Annotated in this window: 10 protein-coding genes, 1 tRNA gene and 1 pseudogene; 9 read left to right on the top strand and 3 right to left on the bottom strand. The window is 67.9% G+C overall.

The window, feature by feature from the left end; genetic code table 11:
• Nucleotides 1-153: pseudogene (locus ACWC91_RS40910) on the top strand (DNA-directed RNA polymerase subunit alpha); the annotation flags it as partial.
• A 489-nt stretch (nt 154-642) separates the two neighbouring features.
• Here ACWC91_RS40910 and ACWC91_RS40905 read toward each other — a convergent pair.
• Entirely contained in the window at nt 643-2,796 is a 2,154-nt protein-coding gene (locus ACWC91_RS40905) for a serine/threonine-protein kinase (RefSeq protein WP_450644408.1), read from the bottom strand.
• A 393-nt stretch (nt 2,797-3,189) separates the two neighbouring features.
• Here ACWC91_RS40905 and ACWC91_RS40900 point away from each other — a divergent pair, with 393 nt between their 5' ends.
• The 3 genes from ACWC91_RS40900 to ACWC91_RS40890 all read left to right on the top strand — a co-directional run bounded on the left by ACWC91_RS40900 (nt 3,190) and on the right by ACWC91_RS40890 (nt 5,317).
• The gene (locus ACWC91_RS40900; RefSeq protein WP_450644406.1) at nt 3,190-4,020 is read left to right on the top strand and encodes a hypothetical protein; all 831 of its coding nucleotides are present in this window, start codon (nt 3,190-3,192) and stop codon (nt 4,018-4,020) included.
• Complete coding sequence (locus ACWC91_RS40895; protein ID WP_225077068.1) at nt 4,017-4,391, top strand: transcriptional regulator; 375 nt, start codon at nt 4,017-4,019, stop codon at nt 4,389-4,391. The genes ACWC91_RS40900 and ACWC91_RS40895 overlap by 4 nt, the downstream gene beginning before the upstream one ends.
• 128 nt (nt 4,392-4,519) lie before the next feature.
• The gene (locus tag ACWC91_RS40890) at nt 4,520-5,317 is read left to right on the top strand and encodes an aminoglycoside adenylyltransferase domain-containing protein (RefSeq protein WP_450726318.1); all 798 of its coding nucleotides are present in this window, start codon (nt 4,520-4,522) and stop codon (nt 5,315-5,317) included.
• Nucleotides 5,318-5,707: 390 nt separating this feature from the next.
• On the opposite strand, the gene ACWC91_RS40885 is transcribed toward ACWC91_RS40890, so the two are convergent.
• Nucleotides 5,708-5,781: transfer RNA gene (locus ACWC91_RS40885), tRNA-Gly, on the bottom strand.
• A gap of 499 nt (nt 5,782-6,280) precedes the next feature.
• On the opposite strand from ACWC91_RS40885, the gene dcd reads away from it, so the two are divergent.
• From dcd to ACWC91_RS40860, 5 genes are all read left to right on the top strand, one after another.
• Nucleotides 6,281-6,856 (top strand): dCTP deaminase, encoded by a 576-nt coding sequence (dcd, locus tag ACWC91_RS40880; RefSeq protein WP_225077066.1) that lies wholly within the window; start codon nt 6,281-6,283, stop codon nt 6,854-6,856.
• A gap of 14 nt (nt 6,857-6,870) precedes the next feature.
• Nucleotides 6,871-7,380 carry a phosphoribosyltransferase gene (locus ACWC91_RS40875; protein ID WP_376502652.1) on the top strand — a complete coding sequence of 170 codons (510 nt, stop codon included), beginning with the start codon at nt 6,871-6,873 and terminating at the stop codon, nt 7,378-7,380.
• A gap of 517 nt (nt 7,381-7,897) precedes the next feature.
• The gene (locus ACWC91_RS40870) at nt 7,898-8,653 is read left to right on the top strand and encodes an SCO4225 family membrane protein (RefSeq protein WP_450644402.1); all 756 of its coding nucleotides are present in this window, start codon (nt 7,898-7,900) and stop codon (nt 8,651-8,653) included.
• Between the two features lie 255 nt (nt 8,654-8,908).
• Nucleotides 8,909-9,157 carry a hypothetical protein gene (locus ACWC91_RS40865; RefSeq protein WP_388484982.1) on the top strand — a complete coding sequence of 83 codons (249 nt, stop codon included), beginning with the start codon at nt 8,909-8,911 and terminating at the stop codon, nt 9,155-9,157.
• A gap of 244 nt (nt 9,158-9,401) precedes the next feature.
• Nucleotides 9,402-9,644 (top strand): hypothetical protein, encoded by a 243-nt coding sequence (locus ACWC91_RS40860; protein WP_450644400.1) that lies wholly within the window; start codon nt 9,402-9,404, stop codon nt 9,642-9,644.
• Nucleotides 9,645-9,907: 263 nt separating this feature from the next.
• Here ACWC91_RS40860 and ACWC91_RS40855 read toward each other — a convergent pair.
• On the bottom strand, nt 9,908-10,479 hold a 572-nt coding region (locus ACWC91_RS40855), incomplete at its 5' end, for a hypothetical protein (protein WP_450644398.1).

The following is a 10,479-nucleotide window of genomic DNA, read 5'->3' as shown; positions in this document are numbered from 1 at the left end:
TTCGGTGCGAAGTCCATCGACGAGGTCAAGGCGAAGCTGGCCGGCATGGGCCTGGCCCTGAAGGACAGCCCGCCCGGATTCGACCCGACCGCCGCTGCCTTCGACGCGGACGACAACGAGGGCAACGGTTTCGCGGAGACCGAGCAGTACTGAACGCCGGGGCACGAAGCATCCCCCTCGGAGACCAATCCGAGGGGGATGTCCGAGGCGGCCGGGAAGCCTTCTGGCACGAATCCGGAGCCTGGGCGGTCCGAGGGCGCCGGTGGCCCGGCCACCGGCGCCCGCCCGGGCGGCCGAGTTCGGCTGGGGCCTCGGCTGCAGCGCACCCATGTCCGCCCACGACCTGCCGCACCCCGACACCCAGGCCGAACGCGCCCTGCAACGTGCCCGCCGCCGGGACACGCGCCGTCGTCCACACCACCACCGTCCGCCACCGCCTGGCGCGGGTGGCCGACCTCCTCGACGTCGACCTTCCAGGGCCCCGGAGCCCGGACGGAGCTCTGGTTCGCCCTGCAGTGGCTACCGGGCGAGGCACCGCACAAGCGCCCCTGAAGCCGACGTTTCTCCGCAGCGAGCCCTCGTGCTCCGGGTCCGTCCTGCTCACACCTGATCCGCACGGTGCGCGGCGATTGCCTCGGCCGGTCAGGCGGGCCCGTCCGGGCTCCGGGAGAAGGCCGTGTCGCCGGCCGTTGCCACGATCGCGTCCTTGACGAGCAGCACTCGCGGCGGGTAGCCCTGCGCTTTGTCCCCGGGGTCGTCCAGTGCGGAGGTGCGCCAAACCTCCGCTCCGGTGCGACTGTCCAGTGCCAGCAGACGGCCGAAGCGGTTGGAGAAATAGACCCGCTTGTACGTCGCTGACACCGCGGGCGCGGACAGACTCTCCACGTCCGTCACCTTCTGCCAGAGTTGTTTGCCGCTGTCCGCCGACACCGCGGTGACCGACCCGTCGGACCGGACGAAGTAGACGACGCCGCCCGCGAGGGTCGCCGCGCCGGTCAGCGGACGCGCCAGCGGTATCCGTCTGACCTGCCCGGTTTCCGGGGCCACCCGCAGCAGCGCGTTGTACGGCCGTTCGTACCCGGCTTCGTACACGTCCTTCGCGGTCTGGGGGGCGAGGAACAGTGGCTGCCCGCCGACGGCGCCGAGCGCTTCCGCCTTCTTGGGCAGTGTGCCGGTTTCGGTCAGGCTGCCGGGTCCGAGCTTCATCAGCTCGACCGGGGCCTGGCCGGACTCGGTGCCCTCCGAGCACAGGGCGTAGGGGACGCCTCCCAGCGCCGACGGAGTGCAGTACTCGTCCAGCGAAGGCGCCCGCCACAGTTCCTTGCCGGTAGGTCCGTAGGCCACGAACCACGAGGAGTCGGGAGACAGGGTCAGCAGTCCGCCGTCGTACAGGACCGCCTTTTCGGCCCGGTTGATGTCGCGTTGCCACCGCCGGTGCCCGGTACCGGCGTCGAGGGCCACCACCCGCCTGGTCTCGTCGTCCGGTTCCTCGTACATGTAGACCAGCCCGTCGCGAACGCCGATCGGCTGCGCCCCCTGAGGGCGGGTGCCGGTCCGCCACAGGGCGCGGCCGGAGGCCGCGTCGATTCTGGCGGCCGTGTATCCCGTACCGCCACAGAACAGGGCGCTTCCCTCCGTCACGCATCCGGGGCTGTTGTAGTCGAGAGGGACACCCTTGACGTCGTACCGCAGCTTCGTCTGCCACGGCCGCCAGCCGTCGGGCAGCGACGCGGCACGGGCCGTGGCGGTGGCGCTGGAGGCGGTGGTGGTGTCCGGAGCGGACACGAAGACACCCGCCCCGATGAACAGCCCCGTGACGGCCAGCGCCGCGCCGAGGCCGGTGAGCAGCATCCGTACTCGTCCGCGCTTGCCGGTGCCGATGCCGGTGCCGGTCGCGGCACCCGCGGAGGTGGTGGCCGCGTTCCGGGAAGTGGGGCGACGCCGGGGTCGCGTGGACTGCCCGGTCTCAGGGGACCCGATGGCGTCGGATTCCGGCAGCGCCTGGAGCATGCGGTGTATGTCCGCCAGTTCCGGCCGCGTGGACGGGTCCTTGTCCAGGCAGCGCTCGACAATGTCCAGGAGCGCTTCGGGCACCCCGCCGAGGTCCGGGGTCCCGTACACCACCTGATAGCCGGTTATGTACGGGCTGTCGGCGTCGAACGGTCCCGTGCCGACGGCCGCGAACACCAGCAGTGACCCCAGCGAGAACACGTCCGACGCCGGGGTGACGTCCCGGGGAGAGGCCACTTGTTCCGGCGACATGAAGGGCGGAGTGCCGATCATCCGCCCGGTCGCGGTGAGGCTCTGGTTGTCAGAAGCGCGCGATATGCCGAAGTCGATGACGCGCGGTCCGTCCTCGGTCATCAGGACGTTGCCCGGTTTGAGATCCCGGTGCACCAGGCCCACCCGGTGGATGTCGCGCAGTGCCTCGGTGAGCCCCAGCCCCAGCGCGCGCAGTTCCCGCTGGCTCAGCGGGCCGTCCTTCGCCACGACTTCGGCGAGGTTGAGCCCCGGCACGTAGAGCGTCGCCATCCACGGCCGGTCGGCGTCCGGGTCGGCATCCACGACAGGCGCGGTGAAGGCACCGCTCACTCTGCGCGCTGCCGCGATCTCCTGCCGGAAGCGCGTCCGGAACTCCTCCTCCTGGGCATACGGCCCGTGCACGAGCTTGACCGCGACCTGCCGTCCCGAGGCGGAGACCCCCAGATAGACGACTCCCATGCCGCCCGCCCCGAGCCGACCGAGAAGGGTGTACCCGCCTATGGACTCCGGGTCCCCGGTGCTCAGGGGCGTCATCGCCGATCATCCTTCCCAGCGCCTGCCTGCCTCACGGGGATCAGCGTAGGGCCTGCCCCTTTGGGGGCGGAGCCGCGCCCATCACGCATCGGTGTCCCTGTGCCCCTGAGCCGTGCGATGGGTCATCCGTCCAGGTGAAGGGTCGCGCTGGGCACGAAGTCCCTTCCGAACGGCCGTGAACGGGGCTGAACGAGACGGAAACTGAGCCGGCTGTCCCCAGGCATCGCCTTCTTCCGTCCGAAGCCTGCAGGCAACTACGTGGCTGGTGCGAGGCCGCACGGTCACTTACTCTTGTCCGCCATGTACTTTGTAATGCAAAGTACATGGCGGACGGGCGGCCAACCGGCGGTCCGCTTCCCAGTGCTGTCGAAGCGTGACCACAAGGGGGACATCGTGGGAACACCGTCACTGAGCAGCGCGGAGTACGAGCCGAGGGCGCGCGCGGCCGGCCTGCTGGTGGCGACGGAGGGCCTGCGGGCCAGGACCCGCGCGCAGATGAACGGCTCGTGGGTCTCCCTTCTCGGCTTCGGTCTTCTTGCCCTGGCAGCCGCTCCGATTGCCCGGTACGCCTTCAATTTCGGAGCCCACGGCCGCAACGTTGCGTCCTATCCGGACTTCGCCTACGCCGAGCTGACCGGCCTGTGCGTCGTCCATGAACCAGGAACCCCTTGTCTGGAGGGCGAGTTCGACGGCGCCGTCCTGCGCTTCGCGGCCTGGGGCGTGTGGTTCGTGCTCCTTCCGCTGGCATGGTTCGTCTTCGCCCGCTGGTACCGCCTGCGTGGCGAGGCCCGGGGTGTCGTCCCCCGCCGCGGCGTGTGGGTTTGCGTGACCGCCGTAGCCACCGCGGTGATTACGACGGCCCTGACGGCCATGCTGTTCGGCTGGAACCAGCCGTGGGAGGTCGACCTGCTGGAGAACAGCTACGCCTCCCCGTGGTACCTGGTCGGCATCGGACTGCTGGCCCTCGGGATGGTCGAACGCAGTTGGATCGCCGCGGCAGCCGGTACCGCTCATGCCCTGCTGCTCACCGGCTACCTCGGGGCCTCCTGGGGCAGCGGATGGCTCCCCTGGCAACACCCCGCCCACCCCCGCTGGACCGACGGGCCGCAGGCCAAGGCGCTCCTGCTCGCAGCCGTCCTGCTTCTCGCCGGCCTGGCCGAGTGGGCGGCGGCCCGCCATCGGGCCACGCCCGGAGCCGCCGACGCGGGTACGGTTGCCTCATGAGCGTCGAGGACTCGACCGCTGCGCGGGATGAGCAGGAAGGACTCCATCCGACCCAGTCGCTGGACGACACCGTCCACCAGCGCGTGCGACTCGGCATTCTCACCATCGCCAAAGAAGCCGACCGAGTCGAGTTCGGCTTCCTGAAGAAGCAACTGGCCGTCACCGACGGGAATCTCTCCCGGCACCTGAAGGTGCTGGAGGAATCGGAACTGATCACTCTGGAGAAGGGCTACACCGGTCGGCGTCCCCGAACCTGGATTGCCCTCACCCGCGACGGCGCGCAGGCACTGGACGCCGAACTCCGTGCTCTGCGCGCACTGGTCCGGCGCCTGGAAACTCCCCGCCCCGCTCCCGGCCCACCCGACACATGACCACCGCTTCAGGAGTTCGATCCGGAGGGCGGACGCCCCTGCCCGGTGGACGGTGGCGGGGAAAAACTCGGTCGACGGGTTGCCCTGGAGGTTGATGTACTCCGAGGGTGGCCGGCATTGATTTGAGTTTGCACTCGAGCCCGACGCAGTTCGCCGAGCTCAACGAGGTTCTCCGGGAGCTGACCGAGCGTGCCGCGAGGATCCTCGGCGACAACTTCGTCGGTGCGTACCTCCAGGGTTCCTTCGCCGTCGGTGACGCGGACATCCACAGCGACTGCGACTTCCTGATCCCCGTCCGAGGCCCCATCACTTCGGGCCAGGAAGCTGCCCTCCGGGCCATGCACGACGAGATTCCCACGCGGCCGGGGCACTGGCCGCGCCATCTGGAGGGTTCGTATCCCGACAGTGGAGCACTGCGAGGGCTCGAAGGACTCGGTCGGTCCTGGCTGTTCGTCGACCACGGCTCGCGCACGATGGAATGGTCGACGCACTGCAACACCGAGGTCGTCCGATGGTCGCTGCGCGAATGCGGCGTGACCCTCACCGGACCGGACCCCAAGGATCTCGTCGACCCCGTCGGCCCGGATGTCCTGCGCGCCAAGATGCGTGAATACGCCAGGGACTTCATCGCCGACAACGCCTGGCTCGACTACGACGTCGCTTGGTCCCAGCGCTATGCCGTCACCAGCCTCTGCCGCATCTTGCACACTCTTGAGACAGGACGGGTGACGTCCAAGAGGGCGGCCCTGCTGTGGGCGGCGGATCACCTGGAGCGGCGGTGGTCGGGCCTGATCCGCCAGGTCCTCGACGACCGTCAGCTCGGTCTGGACTTCAACGACCCGCCGCGCCCGGGCAGCGTCGAGCGGACCGTCGCCTTCGCCGAGTACGTCAAGGCGACGGCCGGCGCCACGGACGAAGCGCCGTGAGACCGAGTTCGCAGGGTGTCGGCAGGGTGTGCCATGAACGCGGTGAGTGAGCGGCGCAGGCAGCAGCAAGACCCAGTTCTCTGACCTGGGTGGCGCGTGACCTTCCTCGCGGAAAGAAGTGGAACAGAACTCCTTCATCCCGCCGCGCACGCTGTCGCGGGTCAGGAATTGTGCGGCGCTGATCTGTCAGCACTCCGGCGAGGACCGGCAGCGCGCAGTCGCCGCCGGGCTCGACGACCTCGTATGTGCCGAACGTGCGAAGCACCACAACGACGACCGCGCGCACCAGAAGGCGGAGCCACCGGAGTCAATGGTGCGGTTGTGCAGCGCGCACCGCCTACCGGTCTGGACAACAAAGAACCCCCGGGCCTCTGGCCTGGGGGTTTCTGCTGGAGCGGGTGACGAGAATCGAACTCGCGCTCTCAGCTTGGGAAGCTGATGTTCTACCATTAAACTACACCCGCGTAAGACGCCGGCCGAAGTCCGGGTCCGGCGCTCACTGTACCCCATCCCTGGCCCCCGGTGCTCGAACCGTGGGGCCGGCGTGCGTTCCAAGAGGTGAGCGGCGCTGCGGGGGAACGGAGTTGGGGCGTACGGTGGGGGTGTGCGCGAGGGGTCCTTTGGGGCCGGAGTGCCGCCTGGTGGCACGTCTCTTTGATCCCGTACTGTGGCTTTTGTCGTCAGGCGGCGAGAGGCCAGACGCGGTTCTGGGGAAGGGACTTAAGGGACTTGATGGAGCGCACCGTCGTCCGTTGTGCCGAGGGGCACGTGTTCAGCACCGCTTCGTTCCCGATGCAGCAGGCCGAGCGGCTCGGCCCCGGCCGGCTCATGAGGTGTCCACGGTGTGCCAGGCTCCGCAGTGCGGTGCCCGTGGCACTTCAGAAGCGGTAGCGGCAGTATCGCGGCACCGGCGCGTGGAGTCCTGATTGTGGGGGCTCCGCGCGCCTTGCGTATCCTCGCTACGTGCTTCTCTCAGACAAGGACCTCCGGGCCGAGATCGACGCCGGACGGGTGCGGATCGATCCCTTCGACGAATCCATGGTGCAGCCGTCGAGCATCGATGTGCGGCTGGACCGCTACTTCCGGGTGTTCGAGAATCACCGCTACCCCCACATCGACCCCTCCGTCGAGCAGCCCGACCTCACCCGGCTGGTCGAGCCGGAGGGCGACGAGCCGTTCATCCTGCACCCGGGTGAGTTCGTCCTCGCGTCGACGTACGAGGTCATCACGCTTCCCGACGATCTCGCCTCCCGGCTCGAGGGCAAGAGCTCGCTCGGGCGGCTCGGGCTGGTCACCCACTCCACCGCAGGGTTCATCGACCCCGGGTTCTCCGGGCACGTGACCCTGGAGCTGTCGAACCTCGCGACCTTGCCGATCAAGCTCTGGCCCGGAATGAAGATCGGGCAGCTGTGCATGTTCCGGCTCAGCTCGCCCGCCGAGGCCCCGTACGGCAGCGAACGCTACGGCTCCCGGTACCAGGGGCAGCGCGGTCCCACCGCCTCCCGCTCCTACGTCGACTTCCACCGCACGCAGGTGTGAGGGGCACCCACGACATGTCCGAGATACGAGAGAACCTCACCTACGAGGAATTCGGCGTCGCCGTGCGCGAGCTCGCGCAGACCATCGCCGACGACGGGTACGAGCCGGACATCGTGCTCAGCATCGCGCGCGGCGGTGTCTTCGTCGCCGGCGGGCTCGCCTACGCCCTCGACTGCAAGAACATCCACCTGGTCAACGTGGAGTTCTACACCGGCGTCGGCACCACGCTCGAGATGCCCGTCATGCTCGCGCCCGTGCCCAACGTCATCGACTTCTCCGACAAGAAGGTCCTGATCACCGACGACGTCGCCGACACCGGCAAGACGCTCAAGCTGGTCCGCGACTTCTGCCTGGACACCGTCGCCGAGGTGCGCAGCGCCGTCATCTACGAGAAGTCCCAGTCGCTCGTGAAGTGCGAGTACGTCTGGAAGCGCACCGACGACTGGATCAACTTCCCGTGGAGTGTTTTGCCTCCAGTACATAGGTCGGGGGAAGCGGTCAAGCAGAACAAGGAAGCGCTCTGACCTGCTCTATTGCCCTAGAGCGGGGCGCTGGGGCCACTGGAGTACGTGGGGAGCCTCCTAAACAATCTTGAAAACCGTCGTGGCGCGAGCCACCATGGGTTCAAATCCCACACCCACCGCGCAGGTGAACGGTCCCCTGACCAGGCGAATCGGTCGGGGGCCGTTGAGTTGCGCGTTGCCCGCCAGCCACCGTGACTCCCCGCGGCTCCCCGCACGATCGGGCACGGATAGGGCACGGACGGCATCTGATCCGTAGCTCTATGTGGGTCGGTCGGTGACGGTCATACAGGCCGCTTCATGGCCCCGCGGAGGCACTACTGGTCGAGGCTGGTGGGTGCGGTTGCTGTACTCCGCTGTTGTACAGCAACTACTGCCGCCTGTAGGACTGGTGGTCAGTGTGGCTGAGCGGCGTGGTAGGTACTGCCGCCCTGCCGATGAGTACACGTACTCATGCCTGAGCGCGCCCTCCGGTCCATCGTGGGGATCACCAACCCGGACGGACCCGAAGGAACCCTCGATGCCGAATGCCTCCCGCCCGCGCCGTATCCCTCGCCTGCGCCGACTCCTTGCGCTTGCCACGGACAACTGGCTCGCCCGGGGCTATCTGGCTGTATTCGCCGCGTCCGTCCTGGTCATGTTCCTCTTCCCGGACAGTGGCTTCGCCCCGGACCCCCTGATGCTCACGGCTCCCCTCTCCTTCCTGAGTGTGGTCCTCCCCTTCGGCCCTGGCACCGAGGGCAGCGGGGCGGTCGAGGTGCTCGCCGTCGGATTCTGGGCCGTATGGCTCTTGCTGTGCGCCCTCGTGAATGCCGCCGTGCTGGGCGCCCTCGTCGCGAGATCCGCGACCACCGCACCTGCCGGCGCGCGTGAGCCCCTCCCGCGTATCGCGGACCCCTCTGAACAGGAGGGAACGGGCATGGCACGTTCTGCGCGTCCCCGCCTGCAAAGAATTCGGGCCCTGCTGGCGCCTGCGATGGACAACTGGATCGCGCGCGGGTACCTCGCTGTGGTCGTCGCGGCGCTGGGGTTCTTCCTTTACGCCGTGTACCTGTCGCCGGACCCGGGGTTCGCCGGGATCTGGCCGCTCATGGCCACGGCGCCGCTCAGCATCCTCGTCTCCCTCGTGGCGGCACTTGCGGAGTACTCCTCGCTCTCCTGGCTGAGCCCATTGATTTTCTCCGCCGGTGTGGCGCTGTCCGGACTGGTCAACGCTGTGCTGCTCGGCCTGCTCACGCGCAGGCTGCGGGCGCCAGGAGCGCGCTCAGCCACCTGAGGGACGCTGAACACCGGGCGGGGATGCCGTGGGCTTCTGTCACTGTCGGTCGGCGCCGGCTGACCTTGGACGGCCCAGAGGCGGCCCCGGAACTTCAAGCCGGGGCATCGTCAGTTGATCACCTAGATACGAACTATGGGCACGGTGGTCGCTGAGGTCGGCCGGGCACGTCAGCTGGTTGCTTGGGGTTGGTAGCGGTCGTCCCTGGGGGCGGGGGTTGCTGTACTTCCCTGCTCTACAGCAGCCAGATGCGCGATGTACAACATCGGCATGACGACTCAACCGACGCGGGCGATGTGGTGGGCCGAGATGGCAGTCTTCCTTACCGCGGCCGCCGCGACCCTCACGGCGATCGCGTTTCTGGGGTCGCTGGCAGCCGTGGGCCGCCACGTGACCCTCGACGCTGTGTCGATCGCGCTGTCCGTCGGCGTCGGCATCTTCGTGAGCAGTCGGTTCAGGGCGTGGGGGTTGCGTCGCAGAGCCGCGTGCCACACGCAACCTTGAAATCTGCCGGCTCAGCCTTCCCAGGTTCGAATCCTGGCGCCGCCACGCTTGTGGGAATCGGCCCCTGACCAGCAAGTTTGGTCGGGGGTCGGTCTCGTTTAGGCCCGGCGGTTGTCACCGTGGTTCCCCGCCGTTCCCCGCTTCTTCTGGCACGATGTCGTGACCTTGATCACGCGGTTGGCGGAGTCTCCTGGCTGAGGCAAGGGCACGGCAGACTGACGCTGTGTGGATACCAGTGGCAGTCATGGTGCTGCTCTTCGTGCTTGCGTCGGCCTCCGCAGTTGTCCAAGCCCGTAAGGGCCGGTGGTGGAAAGCCGCCGGTGTCTTTCTTCCGTCCCTCGGTCTGGCGGTGCTGTTTGGCAGCTTCGAGTGGCAGAGGCCGTCGCTCTTCTGGCTGGCGCTCATGTTCCTAGCGGCTGGCTTCGGCGCGGAGTTCATGGCCTATTGGAAGACTCGAACGCCTGGGCGGCAGGCAGAGGGGCAGTGAGCGGGGGCGATGTGTCGAGTTCGGCGTAGCGACTTTGGCCGGGAGTTTCAATGATCGAGTCAAGGGGACGTGGAGCACTCGATCAGTTCTTCTGGAAGTGGTGCAGCGAGCCTCTCACTTCGAGACCTCTCCTGCGACGTCTTTCTGATCTGGGCCGACACGGTTGACAGCTGTCATCGTCTGTCGACGTCGGTGTGCCTCGGACGGCCCCGAGACGGCCCCAGTCGGTCGTGCGCTCAGGTACTGCCGCTGGGCGATCTACGTCAGTCAGCATCGATGACCGGCATTGGGCTCGGGAAATCTGGCGGCAGACCGTCCGGAGGAACCGTCCCGCGCGCCATGCCCGCAAGATAGGAGGTGAGGCTCCCCTCGTACTCGCACCAGTCATCGTTATGACCCTCGACCAGCACGGTCCACGACTCGGCGTCCGTGCTTGATGTGCGCCAATAGAAGACGTCACCTTCTGAGGAATCACCCCACGGGAAGAGCCCCCCAGGCTCGGGGAACGGGACGTGACCGTGCGACATACCGGCGTCACGCAGCTCCGCCAAGTTGCGTAGGAGCCCGTGCACCCCGGCGATGAAGTACTGCTCTTCTCCGGCCGACGGAATGTGCAGGCCCAGGAAGTCGTCGACCGTGAACGGCGGGTAGGCCTCCGCGAGGGCAACGAAGTCCGAGGGTAGGACGGCACCTGTCTCGCGCCGGATGAACTCCCAGTCGATGAGTCGGCGCTCGGCTGAGGTTGCGTCCAGGGAAGTGGTGTACGGGTTCGACCTGATCCGGGGGTTTGCTCCGGCGTCGGGATGAGGCCCGCATAGACGAACGGCCACCGGCT

The sequence above is a fragment of the Streptomyces sp. NPDC001204 genome (assembly GCF_053598035.1).
The sequence above is the reverse complement of the archived record's forward strand: the minus strand, read 5'-3'. Positions and strand labels throughout refer to the sequence as shown.